General features: G+C 74.3%; 15 protein-coding genes. 6 read left to right on the top strand and 9 right to left on the bottom strand.

Features of this window, described 5'->3' with window-relative positions:
- Window positions 1-108 precede the first annotated feature (108 nt).
- Window positions 109-951, top strand: coding sequence for a lysozyme (locus tag AB0B40_RS06605; protein ID WP_345060777.1), 843 nt, complete (start codon window positions 109-111; stop codon window positions 949-951).
- A gap of 187 nt (window positions 952-1,138) precedes the next feature.
- Window positions 1,139-3,496, top strand: a complete 2,358-nt coding sequence (locus tag AB0B40_RS06610; protein ID WP_362263302.1) for a SpoIIE family protein phosphatase — start codon at window positions 1,139-1,141, stop codon at window positions 3,494-3,496.
- A gap of 120 nt (window positions 3,497-3,616) precedes the next feature.
- Here the strand turns inward: AB0B40_RS06610 and lon are convergent, their stop codons facing one another.
- Both lon and AB0B40_RS06620 read right to left on the bottom strand, forming a co-directional pair.
- Window positions 3,617-6,046: an endopeptidase La gene (lon, locus tag AB0B40_RS06615; protein ID WP_362263304.1), complete on the bottom strand. Its 2,430-nt coding sequence runs from the start codon at window positions 6,044-6,046 to the stop codon at window positions 3,617-3,619.
- 242 nt (window positions 6,047-6,288) lie between these two features.
- Window positions 6,289-7,128 carry a rhomboid-like protein gene (locus AB0B40_RS06620; RefSeq protein WP_362263410.1) on the bottom strand — a complete coding sequence of 280 codons (840 nt, stop codon included), beginning with the start codon at window positions 7,126-7,128 and terminating at the stop codon, window positions 6,289-6,291.
- Between the two features lie 245 nt (window positions 7,129-7,373).
- On the opposite strand from AB0B40_RS06620, the gene AB0B40_RS06625 reads away from it, so the two are divergent.
- The 4 genes from AB0B40_RS06625 (at window position 7,374) to AB0B40_RS06640 (ending at window position 14,151) form a co-directional block, all read left to right on the top strand.
- Window positions 7,374-8,051 (top strand): spermidine synthase, encoded by a 678-nt coding sequence (locus tag AB0B40_RS06625; protein ID WP_345053036.1) that lies wholly within the window; start codon window positions 7,374-7,376, stop codon window positions 8,049-8,051.
- A gap of 112 nt (window positions 8,052-8,163) precedes the next feature.
- Window positions 8,164-8,904 carry a response regulator transcription factor gene (locus AB0B40_RS06630; RefSeq protein ID WP_345053033.1) on the top strand — a complete coding sequence of 247 codons (741 nt, stop codon included), beginning with the start codon at window positions 8,164-8,166 and terminating at the stop codon, window positions 8,902-8,904.
- Window positions 8,901-10,025: a HAMP domain-containing sensor histidine kinase gene (locus tag AB0B40_RS06635; RefSeq protein WP_345053030.1), complete on the top strand. Its 1,125-nt coding sequence runs from the start codon at window positions 8,901-8,903 to the stop codon at window positions 10,023-10,025. Before AB0B40_RS06630 ends, AB0B40_RS06635 begins: the two co-directional genes overlap by 4 nt.
- Before the next feature lie 301 nt (window positions 10,026-10,326).
- Window positions 10,327-14,151, top strand: a complete 3,825-nt coding sequence (locus AB0B40_RS06640; protein WP_362263309.1) for a multifunctional oxoglutarate decarboxylase/oxoglutarate dehydrogenase thiamine pyrophosphate-binding subunit/dihydrolipoyllysine-residue succinyltransferase subunit — start codon at window positions 10,327-10,329, stop codon at window positions 14,149-14,151.
- 144 nt (window positions 14,152-14,295) lie between these two features.
- On the opposite strand, the gene fxsT is transcribed toward AB0B40_RS06640, so the two are convergent.
- The 7 genes from fxsT to AB0B40_RS06675 form a co-directional block, all read right to left on the bottom strand.
- Window positions 14,296-17,298, bottom strand: a complete 3,003-nt coding sequence (gene fxsT, locus AB0B40_RS06645) for an FxSxx-COOH system tetratricopeptide repeat protein (protein ID WP_345053025.1) — start codon at window positions 17,296-17,298, stop codon at window positions 14,296-14,298.
- A gap of 84 nt (window positions 17,299-17,382) precedes the next feature.
- Window positions 17,383-18,615, bottom strand: coding sequence for an HEXXH motif-containing putative peptide modification protein (locus AB0B40_RS06650; RefSeq protein WP_345053022.1), 1,233 nt, complete (start codon window positions 18,613-18,615; stop codon window positions 17,383-17,385).
- Between the two features lie 137 nt (window positions 18,616-18,752).
- A complete protein-coding gene (locus AB0B40_RS06655; protein WP_345053020.1) occupies window positions 18,753-19,031 on the bottom strand; it encodes a hypothetical protein in 279 nt (92 codons plus the stop codon).
- Window positions 19,032-19,123: 92 nt separating this feature from the next.
- Entirely contained in the window at window positions 19,124-22,435 is a 3,312-nt protein-coding gene (locus AB0B40_RS06660) for an SAV_2336 N-terminal domain-related protein (RefSeq protein ID WP_362263314.1), read from the bottom strand.
- A 7-nt stretch (window positions 22,436-22,442) separates the two neighbouring features.
- Window positions 22,443-23,456 (bottom strand): MoxR family ATPase, encoded by a 1,014-nt coding sequence (locus AB0B40_RS06665; RefSeq protein WP_345053015.1) that lies wholly within the window; start codon window positions 23,454-23,456, stop codon window positions 22,443-22,445.
- Between the two features lie 185 nt (window positions 23,457-23,641).
- Entirely contained in the window at window positions 23,642-26,422 is a 2,781-nt protein-coding gene (locus AB0B40_RS06670) for a trypsin-like peptidase domain-containing protein (RefSeq protein WP_362263317.1), read from the bottom strand.
- On the bottom strand, window positions 26,419-26,808 hold the full coding sequence (locus AB0B40_RS06675) for a CU044_2847 family protein (protein ID WP_362263320.1): 390 nt from the start codon (window positions 26,806-26,808) through the stop codon (window positions 26,419-26,421). The genes AB0B40_RS06670 and AB0B40_RS06675 overlap by 4 nt, the downstream gene beginning before the upstream one ends.
- Window positions 26,809-26,838: the final 30 nt, after the last annotated feature.

A 26,838-nucleotide genomic window follows, 5' to 3' on the forward strand; every position in this document is an offset into this window, starting at 1 on the left:
TGCGTAGCTTCTTTACCACGCCCCTGGTGGCATGCCCACGCCCAGCGGGCCCGGCGGTCAGCGCCAATCCCCCACGGCTCCCCCACCCCCACTCCCCGGAGGCACGTCATGACCGTGCTCAGACCCGGCTCCGCACGCTCCCCGCACCCGTTCCGCCCGCGCCCCCTCGCCGTCCTCGTCACGGCCCTGCTCGCGGCGCTCTCCTGCACGCTCCCCCTCACCTCCGCCCGGGCCGCGACCGCCCCCGGCCGCGGCTCCGCCTACATGGGCATGGGCGTCCTCGCCCACGACGGCCAGGACGGCACCCCCACCACGGGTGACGCCACCCAGACCGAGGGGGTGGACGTCTCCGCCTACCAGGGCAACGTCGCCTGGTCGACCCTGTGGGGCAGCGGAGTGCGCTGGGCGTACACGAAGGGCACGGAAGGCACGTACTACACGAACCCGTACTTCGCCCAGCAGTACAACGGCTCCTACAACGTGGGCATGATCCGCGGCGCCTACCACTTCGCCACCCCGGACACCACCAGCGGCGCCACCCAGGCCAACTACTTCGTCGACCACGGCGGCGGCTGGTCCCGGGACGGCAGGACCCTGCCCGGCGCCCTCGACATCGAGTGGAACCCGTACGGCGCCGCGTGCTACGGCAAGAGCGCGAGCCAGATGACCACCTGGATCGCCGACTTCGTCAACACCTACAAGGCGCGCACCGGCCGGTACCCCGTGATCTACACGGCCTCCAGCTGGTGGACCCAGTGCACCGGCGACTACGGCGGCTTCGCCGTGAACAGCCCGCTCTGGATCGCCCGCTACGCCTCCGACCCGGGGACGCTGCCGGCCGGGTGGCCGTACTACACGATGTGGCAGTACACCTCCTCCGGCCCGACCGTCGGGGACCACGACAAGTTCAACGGCGCGCTGGACCGGGTGCAGGCCCTGGCCAACGGCTAGCGTCCGGCGTGCCGGCGGCCCGGGCGGCAACTGCCCGGGGCCGCCGGACCGGTCCCGGGGCCGCCGGACCGGTGCGGACGCGGCGCGGCGGCCCGGTTTCCCCGGGCCGTCCCTGCGTTGGTGCTCCGCGCCGCTCGGGATCATGCTGGTCAGGAGAGCCTGCCGAGCTAGGGCGAGATGAGCGGCGATGGAGCGACAGTCGACGTACACGGCCACGGCCACCATCGATGAGCAGGGCATCCTGACCGGCTGGAGCGACGGCGCGCGGCGACTGCTCGGCTACGACTCCTCGGCCGTCGTCGGCCGGCCCGCCGCCGCGCTGCTCGCCGCCGACGCCGCCGCGGCCCGGCGCGCGCTGACCGGCCGGAACCGCTGGAACGGCTCCGTCCTCCTGCTCCACCGGGACGGCCGGCCGGTGGAACTGGGCGTGCTCGCCCACCGCCGGACCTCGGACACCGGGGTCACCGACTGGCTGGTGGTCAGCGCCGTGACGGCCCGCCCGCAGCCGCCGCGGGGCGAACCCCTGGAGGAGTGGACGTTCCTCCAGTCCCCCTTTCCCCTGGCCATCTTCGACGCCGACCTGCGGCTGGTGCGGGCCAACCGCCGGCTGGAACACGCCCTCGCCCTGCCCGAGGCGGCGATGCGCGGCCTGCGCCTCTCCCACATCGTGCCGGGGACCGGCAGCGAGGAGGCCGAGCGGTCGATACGGCAGGCGCTGGAGGCCGGCCGCCCGCAGGAGGCTCCGGGCCGCCTCGGCCCGCTCGGCAGGCCCGCCTTCCTCACCCCGCTGAAGGACGCCGACGGCCGGGTACGCGCCGTCTGTCTGTCCGTGCAGCAGCCGGACCAGGACTCCGCCGGCCGGCAGCGCCCCCCGGCCGACACCGGCTCGCGCGTGGGCACGGCGGCGGACCAGGCGCGCGCCGCACAGGAGCTCGGTGAGGTCACGGTCCCCCGGCTGGCCGACGTCATGGCGGTCGACCTGCTGGACGCCCCCTGGACCGGCACCGGCGCCGCCGGCCCGCCTCCGGACCCGGTCGTCCTGCGCCGGGCCGCACTGCGCGCGGTCCCGGACGGCGACGGGCCCGCCCACGGCACCGTCGCGGGCGAGGCGGTCGTCTGCGCGGCCGGCTCACCGCCCGCCCGCTGTCTGGCCGTGGGCCGACCGCTGCTGTACGACACGGCGGACCCGGACGTCGCCGAGTGGGCGGCGCTGGACCCGGGCGCCGCGTGGCTGCGCGCGTCCGGGGCGCGCTCGCTGCTGGCGGTGCCGCTGCTGGCCGAGGGCAGCACGCTCGGCGTCGTCCTGTTCGGCCGGCGTCCGTCGCGGGAGCCGTTCGGTCCGGAGGACCTGCGGCTCGCCGAGGAGTTCACCGCCAAGGCCGCCGCCGGCATCGAACGGGCCCGCGCCGACGCCCTGGTCCGGGCCACCACCATGACCCTGCAGCGCAGCCTGCTCCCGCACCCGCTGCCGGACCAAGGGGCGCTGGAGATCGCGACCCGGTATCTGCCGGGCGCGAGCCGGGCCGGTGTGGGCGGCGACTGGTTCGACGTGATCCCCCTGTCGGGGGCGCGGGTGGCGCTCGTCGTGGGCGACGTGGTGGGCCACGGCATCCGCGCCTCCGCCACCATGGGCCGGCTGCGGACGGCGGTGCGCACCCTGGCCGACGTCGATCTGCCCGCCGACGAGCTCCTCACCCACCTGGACGACCTGGTGCTGCGGCTGGCCGCCGACGAGGGCAGCGCGGACCCGGCCGCCGAGACCGCCAGCGGCATCGGCACCACCTGCCTGTACGCCGTCTACGACCCGGTCTCGCGCCGGTGCGCGGCGGCCCGGGCGGGGCATCCGCCGCCCGCCGTGCTGACCCCGGACGGCATCGTCCGCTTCCTCGACGTGCCCGCGGGTCCGCCGCTGGGGCTCGGCGGGCTGCCCTTCGAGGCGGTCGAGACGGAGCTGCCCGAGGACACCGTGCTCGCGCTCTTCACGGACGGGCTGCTGGAGGCCCGTGACCACGACATCGACGAGGCGCTGGACAAGCTGTTCGCCGCGCTCGGCCGTCCCGCCAAGTCGCTGGACTCGGTGTGCGACCGGGTTCTCACGGAGCTGCTCAGCCACCGTCCCGACGACGACGTGGCCCTGCTGGTGGCCCGCACCCGGGCGCTGCACACGGACCGGGTCGCGTCCTGGGAGCTGGACGCCGAGTTCACCGTCGTCTCCCTGGCCCGCCGGTACGCCGACGAGCAGCTGGCGGCCTGGGGCCTGGACGAGGCCACGTTCACCACGGAGCTGATGGTCAGCGAGCTGGTCACCAACGCCATCCGGTACGGCCGCCCGCCCATCCGGCTCCGGCTGATCTACCAGGGCACCACCCTGACCTGCGAGGTCTACGACTCCAGCGATACCACTCCGCACATGCGCCGGGCCCGGATCTTCGACGAGGGCGGCCGGGGCCTGCTGCTGGTCGCGCAGCTCGCCGACCGCTGGGGCACCCGGCACGACCGGATCGGCAAGACGGTGTGGGCGGAGCAGTCCCTCACCGCGGGCTGACCCGGCTCGGCTCCGAGTCGGTCCCCTCACCCGCCCGGCCGCGGCGGGGCGGGCGCGTGCCATGGCGAAGGCCCGGGCCTCCCGTAGGAACCCGGGCCTCCGCTCATCCCGCGACGTCCGTCACGCCGCCACGGGCACCTCCGGCGCCGCGCCGTTCATGGCGGGCGCGAGCGCCAGCTCCAGGACCTGGCGGACGTCGGTCACGGCGTGGACGTCGAGCTTGTCCAGCACCTCGGCCGGGACGTCGTCCAGGTCGGGCTCGTTGCGCTTGGGGATGATCACGGTGGTCACCCCGGCGCGGTGGGCGGCGAGCAGCTTCTGCTTCACACCGCCGATGGGCAGCACCCGGCCGGTCAGCGAGACCTCGCCGGTCATGGCGACGTCCGTGCGGACCAGGCGGCCGGAGAGCAGCGAGGCGAGGGCCGCGGTCATCGTGATGCCCGCGCTCGGGCCGTCCTTCGGCACCGCGCCCGCCGGGAAGTGGATGTGCACGCCCCGGTCCTTCAGGTCGGCCACCGGCAGCTCCAGTTCGGCGCCGTGGCTGCGCAGGAAGCTCAGCGCGATCTGCGCCGACTCCTTCATCACGTCACCGAGCTGGCCGGTCAGGGTCAGGCCCGCCGCACCCGTCTCGGGGTCGGCCAGGGACGCCTCCACGAAGAGCACGTCGCCGCCGGCGCCGGTGACCGCGAGACCGGTCGCCACACCGGGCACGGCCGTACGGCGCTCGGCCGGGTCCTGGGCGGACTCGGGCACGTGGTGCGGGCGGCCGATCAGACCGCGCAGGTCCTCGCCGCCGACGGTGAACGGCAGTGTCAGCTCGCCCAGTTCGTGCCGGGCGGCGATCTTGCGCAGCAGCCGCGCGATGGACCGTTCCAGGGTCCGTACGCCCGCCTCGCGCGTGTACTCGCCGGCGAGCCTGCGCAGCGCGCCCTCGTCGATGGTGACCTCGGCCGTGTCCAGGCCGGCCCGCTCCAGCTGGCGCGGGAGCAGGTGGTCCCGGGCGATCACGATCTTCTCGTCCTCGGTGTAGCCGTCCAGGCGGACGATCTCCATCCGGTCGGCGAGCGCCTCCGGGATGGCCTCCAGGACGTTGGCCGTGGCGAGGAAGACCACGTCGGACAGGTCCAGCTCGACCTCCAGGTAGTGGTCCCGGAAGGTGTGGTTCTGCGCCGGGTCGAGGACTTCCAGCAGGGCCGCGGCCGGGTCGCCGCGGAAGTCGGAGCCCACCTTGTCGATCTCGTCCAGCAGGACCACCGGGTTCATGGACCCGGCCTCCTTGATGGCCCGCACGATCCGGCCGGGCATCGCGCCGACGTAGGTACGGCGGTGACCGCGCACCTCGGCCTCGTCGCGGACGCCGCCGAGCGCGACGCGGACGAACTTGCGGCCCATGGCGTGCGCGACGCTCTCCCCGAGGCTGGTCTTTCCGACACCGGGCGGCCCCACCAGGGCGAGTACGGCACCGCCGCGCCGGCCGCCGATGACGCCGAGCCCGCGGTCGCTGCGCCGCTTGCGCACGGCCAGGTACTCGGTGATGCGCTCCTTCACGTCCTCCAGGCCGGCGTGCTCGGCGTCGAGCACCGCCTTGGCGCCCTGGATGTCGTGGGCGGAGCCGCTGTCATCGGTCCGTTCGTTCCACGGCATCTCCAGGACGGTGTCGAGCCAGGTGCGGATCCAGGAGCCCTCGGGCGACTGCTCGGAGGCGCGCTCCAGCTTGTCGACCTCCTTCAGGGCGGCCTCGCGGACCTTCTCGGGCAGGTCGGCGGCCTCCACCCGGGCCCGGTAGTCGTCGGACTCCTCGCCCTCCTGCTCGCCGTTCAGTTCGCGCAGTTCCTTGCGGACCGCCTCCAGCTGCCGGCGCAGCAGGAACTCGCGCTGCTGCTTGTCGACGCCCTCCTGGACGTCCTTGGCGATGGTCTCGGCCACGTCCTGTTCGGCGAGGTGGTCGCGCAGTTGCTGCGTGGCCGTCCTGAGGCGGGCCACCGGGTCGGCGGTCTCCAGCAGCTCGACCTTCTGCTCGGTGGTCAGAAACGGTGAGTAACCGGAGTTGTCGGCCAGCGCCGAGACGTCGTCGATGGCCTGGACACGGTCCACGACCTGCCAGGCGCCGCGCTTCTTCAGCCAGGTGGTGGCGAGCGCCTTGTACTCCTTGACCAGTTCGGCGACCTGGCCCGGCAGCGGTTCCGGGACGTGCTCCTCGACGCGGGCGCCCTCGACCCAGAGCGCGGCCCCCGGGCCGGTGGTGCCGGCGCCGATGCGCACGCGGCTCCGGCCGCGGACCAGGGCGCCCGGGTCGCCGTCGGCCAGCCGGCCGACCTGTTCGACCGTGCCGAGGACGCCGGTCCTGGCGTACGTGCCGTCGATTCGCGGCACCAGCAGCACCTTGGGCTTTCCGGGCGTGGACCGGGCGGCGGCCTGCGCGGCCTCCACCGCGGCCCGCACCTCGGCGTCGCTCAGGTCCAGCGGAACCACCATCCCGGGCAGCACGACCTCGTCGTCGAGCGGCAGCACGGGCAGGACGAGCGTGAACGCCGTGGACTCAGCAGCCATGATCTCCCCTTAGGCAGTCAACTTGAGCTATGCCGACTCAATGTTCTGGCTGCCTGCAATGTTCCCCACAGCGTGTTCGCTGTCAGCGATCACCGGATCTCCGCAGGTCGGAGGGGTGATGGGGGGGGCTCGGCGACACCGGGCCGCCGACCGGGACGGACAGGACAACAAGCGGAGGTCCTGGAGTACTCCCGTGGCGGGGTGCCGCCCCGGGGCCGCGACGGGGCCCGGCGGGGAGGTCCCTACGCGGCGCGGCCCGGGTGTTCCGGCGCGGCCGGGAGGAGCGCGGGGGCGGTCCGGCGCCCGCGCCGCAGCAGCGGCCAGCCGGCCACGCCGATCGCGAGGGCGATGAGATGACCCCAGTTGGTCATCGGGTCCTCGAAGGCGATCAGGTCGTCCAGCAGCAGGCCGCCCGCCAGGGCCAGCAGCGGCCAGCGCAGCCACGGGGTGAGCAGCCCGGCCAGGGCGCCGACGGTGGTGGCGACGCCGAAGCTGATGCCGTAGTCGAGGCGGTGCAGCGAGGTCGCCGGCAGGTGGCCGGACAGGACCGCCAGACCCACCGGGACCTCGGTGGCCAGGGTGGCCAGGACATGGCCGGCCAGGAAGACGCCGGCGGCCCGCACCCCGCCCGTCCGCCGTTCCAGCGCGGTCAGTGCCAGCACGAACGCGAGCGCGTACGGGGAGAGGATCCCGCCCGCGATCCACAGCGCGCTCGCCAGCAGCACCGGCACGGGCGCGCTCACCAGGTGGGCGACGTCCGTGCTGGAGCCCTGGTGGAGGGCGTACACCAGAGCGGGATCGGCCCGGTCGGCGACCAGGGAGGTGCCGGCGAGGACGGCCGCGTAGCCGAAGGTGAACGGCGTGCCCGCCGGAGTGGGCAGCAGCCGCCCCAGCCGCCGCGCCGCGGGGAGGAGCGGTACGGCCGGACGCGCCCGGCCGGCCGCGCGGGCCGCGGCGGACTCTGGCGCGGGGACGGCTCCCGGAGCGGTCGCGACGGCCGCGCCGCGCTGGCGCGGCATGCCGTCCAGCAGGCCGGCCGGCGGCGGGACGGCGGCCGTGCCGTCCGGAAGGGGCGTGGCCATGGCGGGCGGGGACGTGTGCGTCGCGGGGCCCGGCGTGATCCGTTCCACGGGTGAGGCGCTCCTTCCGTCGCGCCCCACCCTTCGTGTTCGGGGTGCCGCTGTCTATGACCGACGCCACGCGAGAGCGGATTCACAGCAACCTCATGGCTCCCACCCGCGTCCGGCCTCCCGGCCCGGGCCACCCGTCCGTGGGTGTCATGCACAATTCCCGTGAATGCCAGGCCGCGTTCGAGCAGGATGGGCGCATGACTGCCCTGTACGACACCCCCGTGGTCCTGGACCGGCACGACGGCCCGTACGGCGAGGTGGTGCTGCGCCGGCACGGCGCGCTGCTGCAGATCATCGTCAACGGCTGCTTCCTGATGGACACCTCCGACGGCCGCTCGGAGCGGCTGCTGGTCGACGCCGCCCGGGACGCGCTGGACGGGCGCCCGGCGCCGGAGGTGCTGATCGGCGGACTGGGGGTCGGGTTCTCCCTCGCACACGCCGTGGCCGATCCCCGGTGGGGGCGGATCACCGTGGTGGAGCGGGAGCCGGCCGTCATCGGCTGGCACCGGGACGGGCCGCTGGCCGAGGTGTCCGCCGGCGCGCTCGCCGACCCGCGCACCGCGATCGTGGAAGCGGATCTCGTGGCCTACGTCAATGAGACATCGGACACGTTCGACGCGCTGTGCCTCGACATCGACAACGGCCCCGGCTGGACCGTCACGGCGGCCAACGGCAGCCTCTACTCGCCGGCCGGACTCGCGGCCTGCGCCCGGGTGTTGAGGCCCGGCGGGGTGCTCTCGGTGTGGTCGGCGCAGCCCTCTCCGGATTTTGAAGGAACCTTGCGGAATGCCGGGTTCCGACAGGTGCGTACCGAAGAGGTGCCCGTTGCCCGGGGCGTTCCCGACGCCGTCCACCTCGCCGTCCGACCTGGATAGCGACAGCGCGGTGAGTCCCCGTAATGTGCTGCCCTGACGCGGATCATTCAAGCGTCAAACGCAGACATGGGATCACCCCACGGATTCCGGAAAGCAACAACAGGGGCGGGCGATGGAGCAGACACACACCTCCCAGAGCGGCGCGGCGACGACCACCCCGGGCGCACAGCGCCGGGTACTGGTCGTCGAGGACGACACCACGATCGTCGACGCCATCGCGGCCCGGCTCCGTGCCGAGGGATTTCTGGTGCAAACGGCGGCCGACGGTCCGGCCGCGGTCGACACGGCCGAGGCATGGCAGCCCGACCTGCTGATCCTCGACATCATGCTGCCCGGCTTCGACGGGCTGGAGGTCTGCCGGCGCGTGCAGGCCCAGCGCCCGGTGCCGGTGCTGATGCTCACCGCGCGGGACGACGAGACGGACATGCTGGTCGGGCTCGGCGTCGGCGCCGACGACTACATGACCAAGCCGTTCTCGATGCGGGAGCTGGCGGCCCGCGTGCACGTGCTGCTGCGGCGGGTGGAACGGGCGGCCATCGCCGCCTCCACACCCCGCTCCGGCATCCTGCGACTCGGCGAGCTGGAGATCGACCACGCACAGCGCAGGGTGCGGGTGAAGTCCGACGACGTCCACCTGACACCCACCGAGTTCGACCTGCTCGTGTGCCTGGCGAACACCCCGCGCGCGGTGCTCTCCCGGGAGCAGCTGCTGGCCGAGGTGTGGGACTGGGCGGACGCCTCCGGCACCCGCACGGTCGACAGCCACATCAAGGCGCTGCGCCGGAAGATCGGCGCGGAGCGGATCCGCACCGTGCACGGTGTGGGCTACGCGCTGGAGACACCGACCCCATGAGCGGCGGCGGGCGCCAGGCCGCACGGAGGAGCCCCGGGACCCTCGGCGAGGACCCCTGGGGCGGCGTACGCCCGTTCTCGATCAAGACCAAGCTGGGTGCCCTGGTCGTCATCGCGGTGCTGATCACCACCGGCCTGTCGATCGTCGCGGTGCACACCAAGACGGAGCTGCGCTTCATCACGGTCTTCTCGATGATCGCCACCCTGCTGATCACGCAGTTCGTGGCCCACTCGCTCACGATGCCGCTGGACGAGATGAACGCGGTCGCGCGCTCCATCTCGCAGGGCGACTACACGCGCCGGGTGAAGGAGAACCGCCGGGACGAACTCGGCGACCTGGGCCAGACGATCAACGTCATGGCCGACGAGCTGGAGGCCCAGGACAACCAGCGCAAGGAGCTGGTGGCGAACGTCTCGCACGAGCTGCGCACCCCGATCGCGGGCCTGCGCGCGGTGCTGGAGAACATCGTCGACGGGGTCACCGAGGCCGACCAGGAGACCATGCGGACGGCCCTGAGGCAGACCGAGCGGCTGGGCCGCCTGGTGGAGACCCTGCTGGACCTGTCCCGGCTGGACAACGGCGTCGTACCGCTGAAGATGCGCCGGTTCGAGGTGTGGCCGTACCTGTCGGGCGTGCTGAAGGAGGCCAACATGGTGGCCTCCGCGCGCGCGGGCATCGCCTCCGGCTCGGGCAGCCACACCCGTACGGACGTCCATCTGCACCTCGACGTCTCCCCGCCCGAGCTGACCGCCCACGCGGATCCCGAGCGCATCCACCAGGTCGTCGCCAACCTGGTCGACAACGCGGTCAAGCACAGCCCGCCGCACGGCCGGGTGACGCTGAAGGCGCGGCGCGGGCCCCAGCCGCAGTCGCTGCAGCTGGAGGTCCTGGACGAGGGACCCGGCATCCCCCGGTCGGAGTGGCACCGGGTGTTCGAGCGGTTCAACCGCGGGGCGGTGACCCGGCCGCACGGCCCGGGCAGCGACGGCGGTACGGGGCTGGGGCTGGCCATCGCCCGGTGGGCCGTGGACCTGCACGGCGGCCGGATCGGTGTGGCCGAATCCGAGCGCGGCTGCCGGATCATCGTCACTCTTCCGGGACTGACTTCCGTCCCGAGTTGACGTAGGGTCCGAACCGGAAGCACAAGATCCACGACGGCCGCTGCCGTTCCGCGCAGCTGGACACGTGTGATCAGGGCAGGCCCGCGCGATGCGTCGGACGAGGACGCGCCGGGTCCGGGCCGACGCACCCTCACACATGCGGAACCACGCTTGTTTCCCGCCATATCAAGCCCCGAAACAAGATTTTTGATGTGACTTACGCGACGATGAACCGGCCCGACCTGACCTTCACGGTCTTGGAGGCGTAGCCTTGATTCCCGCTGTCCATCACCTTGTGAAGCGGAAGAGGGCGGTTGCCGCCGTGTCGCCACAGTCCCCCAGTAACTCATCGAGCATCTCGACCGACCAAGCCGGGAAGAACCCCGCGGCTGCGTTCGGTCCGAACGAGTGGCTCGTCGACGAGATCTATCAGCAGTACCTCCAGGACCCGGATTCGGTAGACCGCGCGTGGTGGGACTTCTTCGCCGACTACAAGCCGGGCGCCCCTGCCACCCCGGCTCCGGCGGGCACTGCGGCCGCGGGGGCCGCAGAGACCACCACCGCGGCCCCGCAGGCCCAGCCCGCGGCCCCGGCCCCGGCCCCGGCTCCCCAGGCCGCCGCCCCGGCCCCCGCGGCTCCGAAGCCCGCGGCATCCGCTCAGGCTCCCGCTCCCGCCCCCGCGGCGAAGGCGGCGGCTCCCGCCCCGGCCAAGCCGGCGCAGCCCGCACAGGCGCCCGCTCAGCCGAAGGCCAAGGCCGCTCCCGCCACGGAGGCCCCCGAGGGCCCGGAGTACGTGACGCTGCGCGGTCCGTCGGCCGCCGTCGCGAAGAACATGAACGCCTCGCTGGAGCTGCCGACCGCCACCTCGGTCCGCGCGGTCCCGGTGAAGCTGCTGTTCGACAACCGGATCGTCATCAACAACCACCTCAAGCGCGCCCGGGGCGGGAAGATCTCCTTCACGCACCTCATCGGGTACGCGATGGTGCAGGCGATCAAGGCCATGCCGGCGATGAACCACGCGTTCGGCGAGAAGGACGGCAAGCCGGCCCTGATCAAGCCGCCGCACGTCAACCTCGGCCTCGCCATCGACCTGGTCAAGCCCAACGGCGACCGCCAGCTGGTCGTCGCGGCCATCAAGAAGGCCGAGACGCTGAACTTCTTCGAGTTCTGGCAGGCCTACGAGGACATCGTCCGCCGCGCCCGCGAGGGCAAGCTGACCATGGACGACTTCACCGGTGTCACGGTCTCCCTGACCAACCCCGGCGGCCTCGGCACCGTCCACTCCGTGCCGCGCCTGATGCCCGGCCAGTCCGTGATCATGGGCGTCGGCTCCATGGACTACCCGGCGGAGTTCCAGGGCACCAGCCAGGACACCCTGAACAAGCTCGGCATCTCGAAGGTCATGACGCTCACGTCGACCTACGACCACCGGGTGATCCAGGGCGCCGCCTCCGGCGAGTTCCTGCGCCAGGTCGCCAACCTGCTGCTGGGCGAGAACGGCTTCTACGACGACATCTTCGAGGCGCTGCGCATTCCCTACGAGCCGGTCCGCTGGCTCAAGGACATCGACGCCAGCCACGACGACGACGTCACCAAGGCCGCCCGCGTCTTCGAGCTGATCCACTCCTACCGGGTCCGCGGCCACGTCATGGCCGACACCGACCCGCTGGAGTACCGCCAGCGCAAGCACCCCGACCTGGACATCGTCGAGCACGGCCTCACCCTGTGGGACCTGGAGCGCGAGTTCGCCGTCGGCGGCTTCGCCGGCAAGTCGATGATGAAGCTGCGCGACATCCTCGGCGTGCTGCGCGACTCGTACTGCCGCACCACCGGCATCGAGTTCATGCACATCCAGGACCCCAAGCAGCGCAAGTGGATCCAGGACCGCGTGGAGCGCCCGCACTCCAAGCCGGAGCGCGAGGAGCAGCTGCGCATCCTGCGCCGGCTGAACGCGGCGGAGGCCTTCGAGACCTTCCTGCAGACCAAGTACGTCGGCCAGAAGCGGTTCTCGCTGGAGGGCGGCGAGTCCGTCATCCCGCTGCTGGACGCGGTGATCGACTCCGCGGCCGAGTCCCGCCTGGACGAGGTCGTCATCGGCATGGCCCACCGCGGCCGGCTGAACGTGCTCGCCAACATCGTCGGCAAGTCGTACGCGCAGATCTTCCGCGAGTTCGAGGGCAACCTCGACCCGAAGTCGATGCACGGCTCCGGCGACGTGAAGTACCACCTGGGCGCCGAGGGCACCTTCACCGGCCTGGACGGCGAGCAGATCAAGGTCTCGCTGGTCGCCAACCCCTCCCACCTGGAGGCCGTCGACCCGGTCCTGGAGGGCGTCGCCCGCGCCAAGCAGGACATCATCAACAAGGGCGGCACGGACTTCACGGTGCTGCCGGTGGCGATCCACGGCGACGCGGCCTTCGCGGGCCAGGGCGTGGTGGCCGAGACTCTGAACATGTCGCAGCTGCGCGGCTACCGCACCGGCGGCACGGTCCACATCGTCATCAACAACCAGGTCGGCTTCACCGCGGCCCCCGAGTCCTCGCGTTCCTCCATGTACGCGACGGACGTGGCCCGCATGATCGAGGCCCCGATCTTCCACGTGAACGGCGACGACCCGGAGGCCGTCGTGCGCGTGGCGCGGCTCGCCTTCGAGTTCCGCCAGGCGTTCAACAAGGACGTGGTGATCGACCTCATCTGCTACCGCCGCCGTGGTCACAACGAGTCCGACAACCCGGCCTTCACCCAGCCGCTGATGTACGACCTGATCGACAAGAAGCGCTCGGTGCGCAAGCTCTACACCGAGTCCCTGATCGGTCGCGGTGACATCACCCTGGAAGAGGCCGAGCAGGCCCTGCAGGACTACCAGGGCCAGCTGGAGAAGGTCTTCACCGAGGTCCGCGAGGCCACCTCGCAGCCGGCCGCCGGTGACACCCAGGCCCCGCAGGACGGGTTCCCGGTCGCGGTCCCGACCGCGGTCTCCGCCGAGGTCGTCAAGCGGATCGCGGAGTCCCAGGTCAACATCCCCGACCACATCACCGTCCACCCGCGTCTGCAGCCGCAGCTGCAGCGCCGTGCGGCGATGGTCGAGGACGGCACGATCGACTGGGGCATGGGCGAGACCCTCGCCGTCGGCTCCCTGCTGCTGGAGGGCACCCCGGTCCGGCTGGCGGGCCAGGACTCCCAGCGCGGCACCTTCGGCCAGCGCCACGCGGTGCTGATCGACCGGGAGACCGGCGAGGAGTACACCCCGCTGCAGTACCTCTCCGAGGACCAGGCGCGGCTGACCGTCTACAACTCCCTGCTCTCCGAGTACGCGGCGATGGGCTTCGAGTACGGCTACTCGCTGGCCCGCCCCGACGCGCTGGTGATGTGGGAGGCGCAGTTCGGCGACTTCGTCAACGGCGCCCAGACGGTCGTGGACGAGTTCATCTCCTCGGCCGAGCAGAAGTGGGGCCAGACCTCCGGCGTCACCCTGCTGCTGCCGCACGGCTACGAGGGCCAGGGCCCGGACCACTCCTCGGCCCGCCCGGAGCGCTTCCTCCAGCTGTGCGCGCAGAACAACATGACGGTCGCCATGCCGACCTCGCCGTCGAACTACTTCCACCTCCTGCGGTGGCAGGTGCACAACCCGCACCACAAGCCGCTGGTCGTCTTCACCCCGAAGTCGATGCTGCGCCTGAAGGCCGCCGCCTCGAAGGCGGAGGAGTTCACGAACGGGCAGTTCCGCCCGGTCATCGGCGACAGCACGGCCGACCCGGCCGCGGTCCGCAGGGTCGTCTTCTGCGCCGGCAAGGTCTACTACGACCTGGAGGCCGAGCGGACCAAGCGCGGTGCCACGGACACGGCGATCATCCGCATCGAGCGGCTGTACCCGCTGCCGGGTGACGAGCTCCAGGCGGAGGTCAACAAGTACCCGAACGCCGAGAAGTACCTGTGGGCGCAGGAGGAGCCGGCGAACCAGGGTGCCTGGCCGTTCATCGCGCTCAACCTGATCGACCACCTCGACCTGGCGGTCGGCGCGGACATCCCGGCCGGCGAGCGGCTGCGGCGCATCTCGCGCCCGCACGGCTCGTCCCCGGCGGTGGGTTCGGCCAAGCGCCACCAGGCCGAGCAGGAGCAGCTGGTGCGTGAGGTCTTCGAGGCGTAGGTCTCGCTGACGCCGAAAGGCCCGGTACCGGGTTCCGACCCGGTACCGGGCCTTTCGCCTGCCCAGGGTGTCTGCCGGGCCTCGTGCGCGGTGCGGGACGTTCGTGGCCGATCGCGCGGTTCCCCGCGCCCCTCTCGGGGCGCTTCAGCCTAGGTATGCCTCGAAGTCCCAGTAGGGGCGGACCCGTTGGCGGGCCGAGATGGTGTGGGGGTGCTGGGCGCCCAGGGAGCGGGTGAGGGCCAGGAGGGCGTCCTCCTCCAGCTTGCCCGCCTCCTCCTGCTCGTGTGCCGCCCGCAGATCCGCGGCGAGCGCCACCTGGCAGGACAGGGTGAGCGGATGCTCGTGCCCCAGGGTGTGCCGGACCCGGCGCAGGGTGTCCCGGCTCAGCTCGACCGCGTCCTCGATCCGGCCGTTGAGGTTGCGCGCGCCGGCCGCGTTGAGGGCACAGCCCAGGACCCAGGGGTGGTCCGGGCCGAGCGTGGCGGTGAGACCGGCGAGCGCGGACTCGAACATGGACAGCGCCTCGGCGCGCTCGCCCGCGGCCTGCATCACCAGCCCCGTGTTGGAGAGCATGCCGGTGGCCACGGGGTGCGCGGGGCCGAGCAGTGACCGGTAGCCCGCCTCCGCCTCGTCGATGAGGTCGCGGGCCTGGCTGAGGTCCCCGTGTTCGCGCAGGAAGTTGCCGTAGTTGGTGATGAACGACAGGGTGCGGTAGTGCTCACGGCCGTGCAGCTGGATCAGCTGGTCCAGCAGGGCGGCCATGGCCGGCCCGACGTCCGGGCCGGGGCCGCCCTCGCGGCGCCGGCACATGGCCAGCTGGGAGCGGGCTTCGAGGGTCTGCGGATGCTGCGGGCCGAGCACCTGCACATGGAGCCGTACGACCGGTTCCTGCCGGGCCAGCGCCTCCCGGTAGCGGCCGAGCAGCCGGAGGCTGTGGGTGACCGCGTTGCCGGAGTGGAGGGTGTTGATGTGCCGGGCACGCAGCACGCTCTCGCCCCGGGCGAGGGTCTCCAGGTCGAGGTCGAGCGCCTCGGCGTACCGGCCCAGCATGCGCAGGGTGACGGCGAGGTTGTGCCGGGCGACCAGCGTGGGGGGCTGGTCCTGGCCGAGCAGCCGCTCGTTGCCGTCGAGCACCTCGCGCTGCAGGTCGTACGCCTCCTGGTAACGGCCCAGGGAGCGCAGGCCGGACGCGATGGCGCTCTTGCTGACCAGTTCGCCGATCTCGTTGTGCCGGGGCGCGGCCCGCAGCTGCTTCAGCACGCCCCGGTGCAGCTCGTACAGCTCGCGGAACCGGCCGCGGTTGCGCAGCATGTTGCCCTCCTGGGTGGCCAGGTCGAGCATCGGCTGGTCGATCGGGTCCATGAACCGGGACCACCGTTCGCGCACCTGCTGCGCCAGTTCCAGGCCGCCGCTGTACTCGCCGCTGCGGGTGCAGTAGCGCAGACAGTTCAGCACCAGCTCCTGCACGCGTGGCTGGCGGCTCTCCAGGGCGCCGGAGGGCTGCAGGTGGGGCAGGAGTTCGGCGTAGCGCGGCCAGTTCCGGCTGTCGGCGGGGTTGCCCGGGTCGGCCTCGGCGAGCAGGGTGCGCACCGCCCGCCGGTGCAGGTCGCCGCCGTTGTCGCCGGTCAGCTTGGAGACGATGTCGTGGACCAGCCGGTGCATGTGCACGGACTCCTGGTGCGGGCCCGCCTCGGCGGCGAGCGGCCCGCGGGTCTCCCGGGTGAGCACCGAGTAGTTCACCAGGGTGTCCAGGGCCCGGGTCCAGGCGGGGAGGTCGGCGGACATCCAGCGCAGTTCCTCGGGCAGCTCCGCGCGCGGGTAGGCCCGGATGAGGCCGAGCGGGATGCGTCCGGGGGCGAAGGACGTGCACAGGCCGAGCACGTCGATGGCCTGCGGCTGGGAGCGGCGCAGCCGGTTGAGCAGTATGGCCCAGGAGGTGAGGGAGGACTGTGGGAAACCCTCCCCGGTGACGGGCTCGTCGACGGTGGACAGCCGCCGTTCGCGGACCATCCGCAGATACTCGTCCACCTCCATGCCGGACTCGCCGAGCCAGGAGGCGGCCTGCACCAGGGGCAGCGGCACGTCACCGAACTCGGCGGCCACCTCGTCGGCCTCCCGTGCGGTGATGTGCGGGGCGCGGCGCATCAGGTAGCCGGTGGACTCCGCGCGCACGAACGTGGGGATCTCCAGCACGTCGGTGTGCTCGCTCCAGCCCCGGTTGCGGGAGGTGACCAGGACGTGTCCGGTGCCCTGCGGGAGCAGCGCCGTCACGCCGTCGATGTCGTCCCAGCCGTCGAAGACCAGCAGCCAGTTCGCGTACGGCTCCCCGCGGCGCAGCGCGTTGCGTACGGCGCGGATGCGTTCGCCGGGCTCGCTGCCGATGCGCAGTCCGAGTTCGACGGCGAGTTCGCCGAGGCGGTCGCGCTGGATGGTGCGGTCGTCGCTGTTGACCCACCACACCAGGTCGTAGTCGGTGCTGAAGCGGTGCGCGTACTCGGCGGCCAGCTGTGTCTTGCCGATGCCGGACATGCCGACGAGGGTGCAGGCGGCGGCCCCGCGCTCGGCGTCGGCGAGCCGCTGGTGGAGTTCGCCCAGCAGGTCGTCGCGGCCGGTGAAGCGCGGGTTGCGGCGCGGCACCTCGCCCCAGATCTCGCAGCGCTCGTCGGGGTAGCGGATCCGGTCCGGCAGCGCGCGCGGGCGGGTGAGCGGCTCCAGGCCGAGCCGGCGCAGCAGCCGCTCCTCGGCGGCCTCCTCGCTCAGCGCCCACAGGCTGGCCGGTTCCAGTACGGCGGTGGCGGGCAGCAGCGGCCGGTTGGTGAGGTTGACCGCGGCGAACCGGTCGGCGTGCGCCGCGACGAAGCCGCGCAGCGCGTCGTTCCACTCGCCCGGCGGGCGCGGGCCCAGCTCGAAGAACCAGTCGTTGAGGACCAGCAGCACCCTTCCGCTGGCCAGCAGCAGATCGCCGAGCGAGTCCTCCAGCGCCACCTCGCGCGGCGGGTCCCAGCGCTGCAGCGTGGCCCGGTGCCCGTGCCGTTCCAGGCACTGCGCGATCCACGCCGCCCACGATCGGTGGTACCCCGGGAAGACCACGAGCACATGCTCGGGTACCGCCGCACCGTTCGCGCCCGGCCGCCGCTGTTCCGCCATCGCCGCTCCCTGCTCCCACCGCGGCCCCCGGTCTCCTGCGGCTGCCGCGTGCATAACGTAACGCAATAACCCCTCTACGGAGGGTCATCCCCGCGGCCGGGCGGTCACCCCGAGGTGCGCGTGGTGGCGGCCCATGTGCCGGACGAAGTCCCTCCCGCAGGGGGTCAGTTCATCGGACTCGGCCAGCACGGACAAGGCCTCGGCGACCTGGTCCCGGCACGTCTCGAACCGTTCCGCGGCGCGCCGCCGCCACGCCCAGGCGGGTCCGGTGCGGGCCCGCGACCACAGATCCAGCAGCGCCAGGTGCGCGTAGGCGCCCTGGAGGACACCCGGGACCGGGCGCGGGTCGCCCCGCCAGCCGACCCGGTGCAGGCTGCCGCCGGGCCGCCACAGCGGGACCAGCTCGTCCAGCACGGCCAGCTTCGTGTGGTGTGTCTCGTGCACCAGCAGCTCGGCCAGCTCCCGCCGGTCGGCCGGCAGCTGCGCCAGGACGGCACCGGGCGCGGTCCGCACGGTGGCACTGAGCGGCGGTCCGGCACCCGCCGGGGGCACGAGCGGGACGACGGCACGGACGAGCGCGGTGGTCTCGGCGGCCCGGGCGGGGTGGGTCGCGGCCAGCAGGGCGTGCGCGTCCCGCCACCGGGCGGCCCATGCCGCGTGGTCGGAGAAGGGGCGCTCGGCCGCGGGCAGCGCCGCCGGTCCGATGCCGCCCGCGGGCACCCGGCAGGGGTCCACGTCGTCGAGTACGGCGGTGCCGCCGGGCAGCGTGTGCAGCCCCGACCAGGCGAGCGCGCCGTCGGCGGTCCAGCGGGTGCCGGGGCCGGGCAGCAGCAGGGTCCGGCCCGCGCCGTCGGTGATCCGCATGGCCCCGGCCCGGCCGGACAGCCGGACCCGGCCGCGGACGCAGCGCAGCAGTCCGATCCCGGGCAGCGGCAGGATGCCGGCCGGCAGCGGGCGGGTGGTGGTGAACCGGCAGCGGGCGCGCAGGGCGGCGGCGACGGCCACCGCTCCCAGGCCGGCGAGGGCCTCCTGGAACTCCGGTCCGTCGGGCGCGGCGAGCACCGTGGCCAGCCAGGCGCCGGTGGTCGGGTAGTCGAGTACGGCGCGTACGGCCGCCGCGTCGGTCCGCTCGGCCCGCTCCAGCAACGCCCAGTCGCCCTCGAAGCGCCGCCGTACCGCCGCCGGCAGGGCACCGCGCACGGCGTCGACCCGGACCAGGAGGGACTTCAGCAGCAGCATCCGCCGCGCGTGCAGAGCGGCGCCCAGGACCGCGGTGACGGCGGCCACCGGCCGCGTACGGGCCAGATCGACGAGCATCCCCGCCGGAACCGGGCCCGGGACGGCCGGTCGGACGTCCCCCGGTGGGCCGGGCTCACGCCGAGGTGGCCAGGGGGCTTCCGGGAGAGCGGGGGCGGCCGGGCGTATGTCTCCCGTGGGCCCGACGGCTGCCGGGTTCATGCCACGGTGTCCTCGCCGTGTAAGGGCCGCCGCGCGGGTCCGGCCGAAAACGCGCGCTCGGGTCCGCCCGGCGCGATCCCGTCGTCGCCGCCGGTGGTGTACCAGACCCGGCGCAGCCCCTCCGGATCGGCGAGCACCCCGGCGACCGCCGCGAGCACCGCCGGATGGTCCATGGCACGCAGTGTCCGCAGGTCGACGTCGGTGAGGTCGGGCGGGAACACGGCCTCCGCGGCGTCCTCGCCGAGGCCGGCCCCCCGTGTCGTTGGCTCCCCCACCCTCGGCTCCTCCCCGCACTACGCCCGCCCCGCGCAGCCGCAGTGGCTGCCCACTTCTTCCCGACAGGCCGGAAGCAGAAACCCCGGGCGGCTCAACTCCGGTCAAGTTCGCCCGTGTCGACCCAGTCCTGGGACCACGGCCACCACGGCGGAGCCGTTTCCCGCCACGCCTCCCGCGGCAACGACCGGGCGTCCACGGGCGGCGGTTGCCGCTCCGCCCGCCGGGTCAGCTCGACATCGGCCCAGTCGACCTGGCGCAGCGCCCCGACGAGCCGCTGCCACTGTTCCCGCGCCGCCCGGAACGCACCGCCGGCCGCCCCGGGCCGTCCCATCAGCGCCAGCACCGCCCCGCACCCGTGCCGGGCCCGGGCGGCCGTCACCGAGCCGGGGTCGCCGCCGTGGGCCGCCGCCGCCTCCCGCTCGGCGTTCTCGTACGCCTGCAGCGCCTCCATCAGCACCGGCGCGCCCGCGTGGTACCAGCCCTCCAGCCGCACCCGGCCCAGCTGGAGCCAGGCCTCCGCCCGTACGGCCGCGTCGGTCGCCGCGCGTACCGCCTGGCCGAGCAGGTGCCGGCTCTCGAACAGGTCGGGCAGGAAGCCGAGATGGCGGAAGCGCTGGGCGAGCGCGCTGCCGACCAGGCCCTGCAGCCGGCCGCGGTGCGCGGACCGGGCGGGCAGCGACTTCAGCGCCTCGCGCAGCACGTACTCGGCCCGGTCCACCACGCCGGCGCCGTCGCCCGCCGAGGCCCGCCTGAGCAGCGACTCGCCCCAGGCGGTGAGGAGCTGGACGCGCAGGGGGCCGTCGGCGGGGGCGAGCAGCGCGGCACGCTCATAGGCCGCGTCGGCCTCCCCGGGTTCCCCGGCCGCGGCGTGGAACGCGGCGAGGGCGGCCAGGGTCGGCAGCAGCAGGGCCGGGTCGTCGCCGGCGGCGCGCCGGGCTTCGTGCAGGGCCTGCCGGGTCTCCGCGTCCTCGGCGCCGGCCGCGCGCAGCGCCCGTGCGAGATCGAGCAGTGCGGGCCCGCGCACGGTGTCGCAGGCCCGCTCCCGCGCCAACAGCGCGCACGCCTCGCGCAGTTCGGGTACGGCGGCTCCGGGGTGCCGCAGATCTAGCAGGATCCGCCCGCGCAGCAGCAGCCGCTCCCGATGGGCGACCACCTCCCAGGGCGCCCCCGCCGCGACGCCGCCTTCCCGGCCGTCGCCGTCGAGGGGCGACGCGTCCACGACGTCCCCGTCGGAGTCGCCCCCGTTCGGGCCGCCCGGGCGCTCGGCCCGTGCCACCGCGACGTCCGCGGGGGCGCCCGGCCGGCTGCGGGACGCGGAGGTGATCCGGGGCCAGGGCGGGGCGTCGGCGTCCAGGGCGCGGAGGGCCTCCGTCAGCTGGTCCGTCTCCGCCGTCAGGCGCCACAGCTCGCGTCGGCAGGAGGCGAGTTCCAGGGCGGCCTCGGCCCGCTCCCGGCCGTCGGCGGGGGCCGTGGCGTACGCGGTGGCGAGTTCGGCCGCGGCCTCCCGCAGCAGCGCGGCCCGCCGGCCCTCCGTGCGCGCGCCCGCCGTGCCCGCCTCCGCGCGCAGCACGCGGCCGAGGACCAGGCGGGCCCGGGTCGCGGTGCCGGGGGCGGCGTCCGGCGCGGTGCCGGTGCTCGCCGTGGCGGCGCGGGCCTGTTCCCGGGCCCGGCGCAGCATCTCCGGGTCGGCCAGCTGCCGCCACCGGGCGAGCAGCCGTTCGGCCTCGGTCAGCGGGTCGGGCGTGACCAGGTCCGGCAGGTAGAACCGCAGCACGCGCGCGGGGATGCGGGCGAACAGTTCGGCCTCCACGCTGCCGCCCTCCCGTCCCCCGCCCTCCCCGGCGAGCCGCCCGGTGCCGGCAGTGGGGTCGTGGTCGGCGAGCCGGGCCGCGGCGAGGGCGGCGAAGTTGCGGGTGCCCTTGCCGAAGTGCCGTTCCACATAGGCCGAGCAGTGCTTGAGGACGAGACCGGCGGTGTCCTGGTCGAGCGAGGACAGCAACAGGTCCTGCATCCGGGGCGAGTAGGCGAAGCAGGGCTGGTCCCCGGTGCCGGGCAGCTGCCGCAGCAGGCCGCCGAGCAGCACCTCGGCCAGTTCCATCGGTCCGGTGTCGGGCAGCATGGCCCGCTGGACCAGCTGCATCACGGGCAGGGTGAGGGGCGCGGCGGCGAGGTAGACGGCCAGCCGGAGGGCGCCGGACGAGGCGCCGGCGCGGAAGGCGCGCAGCCGGTCGTCGTCGCTGCGCTGCGGCGAGGCGGGGGCCGGTTCCGCGGGTGCCGTACCGGGGTGGGCGAAGCCGGCCCAGGCGTGCTCACGGGTCGGTCCGGTGCCCGCGAGCAGCCGGGCGAACGTCTCGAACGCCTCCGGGGTGGGCTGGAGGACGGGCACGGGCCGGGCGCCGGGCGGGATCTCCTCCCAGGGCTCGTCCTCGGGCAGGAAGTCGAGACGCCCGCCGGTCTCCCCGGTGCGGACCAGGAGTCCGGGCTCGGCGGGCAGTGCGGTACGGCCCCACAGGCGGGGCGGCAGCGGCTGGATCACGGCCAGCGGGGCGGTGCGCGGCCAGCCGTGCAGCAGGCGCTGCGCGGTGCCGTCCTGCCACAGCGGACCGACGCAGTCGCTGATGACGAAGGTGAGCCGGCGCCCGCTCGGGTCGTGCAGCTCGTCGGCGGGGCGCAGCCGGGTGCGCCGGCCGGGACCGGCGGTCGTACCGACGAGGGGGGTGCCGGAGTCGTCGGCGTACAGGTGGTGGACGCGGACGGAGGCGAAGGCGCCGGACTGCTGGCAGGCCTGGCGCAGTTCCTCGACCATCTCGCCCCAGACGGCCATGGCGGGGCCGGTGTCCATGAGCAGCTGGACGTCGCAGCGCCGGCGGCGGCCGGGCCGGGTGACGGGGAGCAGGATGCCGCTGGCGGCGGCCCGGTCGGCGGTGGCCGCCTCGTCGATCCGCTCGTCCCGGCCGCGTACGGAGGCCGTGCGGTAACGGCCGAGGGCACGCAGTGCCTTCTGCAGGCCGAGCAGTCCGGGCAGGGCGCCGGCGGAGGGGGCGCGGACCGGGAAGGCCACGGGGGCGTCGCCGGACCGTCCGTGGGAGGCGGGGCCCGTGGTGTGCAGCGGGACGGCGGGGGCGGGGGTGTCCGTGGGGGGCGTCGGCGGGGCGTCCGGGCCGGCCGGCGGACCGGCTCCGGGCGGTGGGGTCTGCGGTGGGGTCTGCGGTGGGGCCTGCGCCTCGGCGCCGGACGCGCTGTCCGGCCCCCCTGCGGGATCGCCTGTGCCGGGGTCGTCGCCGGGCGCAGCCGTGCCGAACCGCCGGGCCAGCCACAGCGCGTCCGCCACGTCCTCGGCGGTCGGCTGGAGACCACCCTGGCGCAGCTTGCCGATCAGCTCGTCCAGACGCATCCCCGGCATCCGCCTCTCACCTCGTGCGGTCGAGCGGTTGCATCAGCATCTCGGCGATCCGCTCCCGGGTGAGGCCCTGCGCGTGCGGATCGTGCTGGGTGAGGAACAGGGCGTTGAGGAGCTGATCGGCGGCGAGCACCTCACCGGGTTCGCGCTCCAGGAACCGGCGGATGAGGTCGGCGCCGGCGTCGGCGCCGTCCGCGCCGAGGTGCGCCTCGACCATGGCGGTGAGCTGCTCCTCACCGGGCGGGTCCAGTTCCAGTTGCACGCAGCGGCGCAACAGCGGGGCGGGAAAGTCGCGTTCGCCGTTGGAGGTCAGCACGATCACCGGGAACGCGGTGCACGCGATGCGCCCGCCGTGCACGGCGACCCGGTCGCCGTCGTGCGTGAGGACCTCGACGACGGGTTCCCGGTCCGCCAGCCGCTCCAGCTCGGGGATCGAGAACTCGCCCTCCTCCAGGGTGTTCAACAGGTCGTTGGGCAGGTCGAGATCGCTCTTGTCCAGCTCGTCGATGAGCAGCACGCGGGGCCGCTCGGCGGGCAGGAGCGCGGTGCCGAGCGGTCCGAGCCGGATGTAGGAGCCGATTCCGGAGGCGGCGGCACCGCTGTCGGCACCGCGGGCCCGCTCCAGCTGGACGTCCTGGAGCCGGGCTATGGCGTCGTACCGGTACAGCCCGTCCTGCAGGGCGGTGCGGCTGACGATGGGCCAGCGCAGCACCCTGCCCAGGCCGAGTTCATGGGCGACGGCGTACGCGAGCGTCGACTTGCCCGTTCCCGGGTTGCCGGTCACCAGCAGGGGCCGGCGCAGATAGAGGGCGGCGTTGACCGCGTCCACCTCGGCCGGCCGGGGCGCGTAGTTCTCGACCAGACGGCGGCGTACGCCGAGCCGGCGGGCGCTGCTCGGATCCTCCGGGCCGCTCCCGGCGCCCTCCCGGGAGGCGGCGAAGTCGCGCCAGGGCGGCGGCGCCGGCAACCGTCGCATGCCGTCGTGCGGCTGACCCACACCGCGGTAGATCCGCCAGTCGTTCACCTTGGGCTCCTCCCGGCTTTGGTGATCATGCAGCGGGCCCGGCCGTCCGACGTAGAAGGCTACCGTCCGCCGCCCGCGTCCGCCGAGGTTCGCGGCGCCCGGTGCCCCCCGCCGCCGTCCGCGAACATCCGTACGGCTCCATCGAGTTGACCCCGCGTCCGCCCGCAGGGCGGGACACCGGCGGGTCAGCCGCCGGGCGTGGCCAGCGGCGGCGGCCGCATGCTCTCGGTCCCGTACGGCGGCCGGTCCGGCGGGTCGAACAGTACGGCGATCTTCCCGCGCAGACCGTGCGCCCGGGCGGTGTCGGGGTCGGCCAGCCGGATGCGCAGGTCGCGGACCGGGCCGTGCAGCCCGTCGGCGTGCCCGGCGAGCCCCAGCAGCGCGGCGGCCTGCTGCTGGAAGTCCCCGCACTCCTCGTGATCATGCCGGTCGCGGCGCCACAGCACCACCGAGTGCCCGGAGCGCAGCGCGTCCCGCATCGCCGCGTATCCCTGGCCGCTGCCGACGGGACCGCAGTGGACGGGGACGGACGCGTCACTCAGCGCCGACAGGGCGCCGTAGTACGGGTACTTGCCCCCGGCCGGGGCACCCGGCGGATGAGACCCGGCCGGGGACCGCCCGTCCAGCGTCCCGTGCGCCAGCGGTCCGCGCAGGACGGCCTTCCAGCGTCGGCGCCACTCCGGGGAGGGCGGCAGGCCGTTGCGCCGGACGTCCCGGACGACGACGGTCCGCCGCATCCCGAGCGGCAGGGCCCGCTCGTCCACGAAGTCGTCGTCCTCGTCGTCCTCGTCGTCTCCGGCGCCGCCACCGCCGTCGCCACCCCAGCCGTCGTCGGGTGCGCCGGGCAGCAACTGCCAGTCGTCCACCGGGAGATCGAACAGCTTGCGGGGCAGGAAGACCTCGATCGCGGCGAGGTGCTCCCCGTGGTCCCCCTGGCTCAGCGCACGGGCCAGCGGCTCGCGCAGCACGGCCGCCAGCTCCTCGGCCCGTGCGCCTCGGTCGTCGCCGGCGACCGGGGTGACGTCCTGCCCGTCGTAGATCAGCTGCACGCTCCACGGGTGCCGGCCGTAGGTGGCCGGGGCGACCTTGACGAGGACGTCGGTGCGGGTGCCGGAGAAGGGGACGCCGGCCGGCCGTGCCGCGCGGCTGGGGTCGGCGGTGGACCAGGGGGGCGGTTCCACGGCGACTGCGGGGGTCCCGGCAGTCCCGGTCCCGGTGGGCGCGGGGGGCGCGGCGGGTCCGACGGGCGCCGGGGCGGGCGGCGCCGGTACGGGCACGGCGGTGAGCGGCGGCGTACCGGTGGACGACGGCGTACCGGCGCACCCGGCCGGGGGCGGCGCTTCGGCGGAGCCGGCCGGGGGCGGCGCTTCGGCGGAGCCGGCCGGGGGCGGCGCTTCGGCGGAGCCGGCCGCGGACAGCGCTTCGGCGGAGCCGGCCGCGGACAGCGCGTCGGGGGCCTCGGCCGGCGACGGCACTCCGGCCGCCCCGTCCTGGGGCAGGACGCCGGCCTCGTCCGGCACCGCCGCCCCGCTCACCATCGACGCCCCGTGCGGCACCTGCGGCCCGTTCGCCACCGGCGCCCCGCTCACCATCGGCGTCCCGTCCGGCGCCTGCGCCCCACTGTGTTCGACCGCGTGCGCCATCTCGCCGACGAAGGGCTGCCGGGCGTCCGGGATGGCCATCGGCGTCCCGTCCGGCGCCTGCGCCCCGGCGGACCGGCCGTCGGACAGCCCCCCGGCGGGACGGCCGCCGGGGGGCGGGGGCGCGCCGTCGGCCCGCTGCGCCCCGCCGGTCCCCTCCAGCAGCGCGCGGATCGCCTCGCCGACGGCCCAGTGGCTGTGCCCGGCGGCCTGCGCGGCGATCCACTCGGTGAACGCCCGCAGCCGCCGCGCGTCCACCTCCCCGGCGTGTTCCCGGTCGGTCCTGCGGGCCACCCGGGCCGCGTACAGCAGCACGGCGTCCAGGTCGACCAGCGTTCCGCCGCCGTCCGGCTCCAGCGTGCGCAGACCGTGGAGCAGGCCGGCGCCCTCGCGCCACGTCCGCACGTTGCGCAGCACCAGCGAGCGCAGGCGTTCGCCGCGCACCTGCTCCTTCACGTCCTCCACGAGGTGGACGACCTCTCCGGCGCCGGCCGGCGGCGGCAGGTGCGCGAGATGGCCGTACAGGCGCGTGCGCAGCTCGGCGGTGATTCCGGAGACGGACGTCACGTGCCCGGGCAGGGCGGTGTGGAAGGCGGTCCAGTCCGGGTACGGCGACGCGGTGCCGAGGAGGCTCGCGTGGTGCAGGTCGTGGGCGCGCAGCACCTCGCGCACCACGCGGCCGGCCTCGCGCGAGTCCAGCAGTTCGTACAGCGCGGTGACCGGGACGGCGACGCCCTCCTCCCGTCGGCGCCCTTTGATCACGCCGATGACGGATCCGTGCCGCAGGTCGAGCACCGGGCCGCCGGACAGTCCGCCGATCGGCAGGCTGCCGGCGAGCAGCAGGGCCCGCGCGTCGGATCCGGCGAGTTCACCGGTGCCGTGCCGGATGCCCAGCTCGCCGGTCTGCACCGACCAGCCGTAGAGGCCGAGGGGGGTGCGGGGGCCCGCTTCCCGGTCGCCGAGCCACAGGCAGCGGACCTCGTCGGCGCCGGCGACCCGGACGAGCGCGAGGTCGGGAAAGGGCCACGGGTCACGCGCCGGTCCCGCGCCCTCCGGCCGGGGCACCACGACGACGGCCGTCCCGGTGCCGGTGCGCGGCTCCCAGGCGCCGACGGCGGTGCGCTCCTGCCAGGTCACGCTCAGCGCGCTCTCCCCTCGGCACACCGCGGCTCCCCCCTTCCCCACGACGTGGGCGCAGGTCAACAGCCAGCCCGGGGCCACGAAGAACCCCGACCCCCAGTACGAGTCACGGTCCGTTGCATACCCGTCACCCGGTGCGCCGATGCGTGCGAGAGAGGGGCGCACCATCTCGTCGAAGGCGCTCATACGGCGCCGGGAGCCGGGGGCCGCGGCGGTACGACACCACCGCCCCGCGCCGCCCGATCCGCGCCGTCCGCCGCCGTGGCCGGCTCGGTCCAGGTCAGGGAGACGGTGAGGGAGGACGTGCCGCCGCCCTCCGCGATGGCGCTCACGATCTTGCCCGCCTGCGCCGTCAGTTCGATCCCGAAGCTGACGGAGACTTCGACGGGTGCCGGTGTGTCCAGTCCGGCGCGCAGGGAGCGCACGACGCCACCGACCGTGCCGGCCAGCCCCTCCGCCATGTCGATGACCCGGCCGCCGAGTCCGGTGTCCCAGTAGCCGCCCTCGTCCAGCGCCTCCTCGTCGGCCGCGCCGATCCTGGCCCAGACGACGGTTCCGTCGTCCAGGCGCACACGTTCGACTCCTCCGGCCATGACGCACCC

The sequence above is a fragment of the Streptomyces sp. NPDC042638 genome (genome assembly GCF_040647235.1).
GTDB lineage: Bacteria > Actinomycetota > Actinomycetes > Streptomycetales > Streptomycetaceae > Streptomyces > Streptomyces rameus.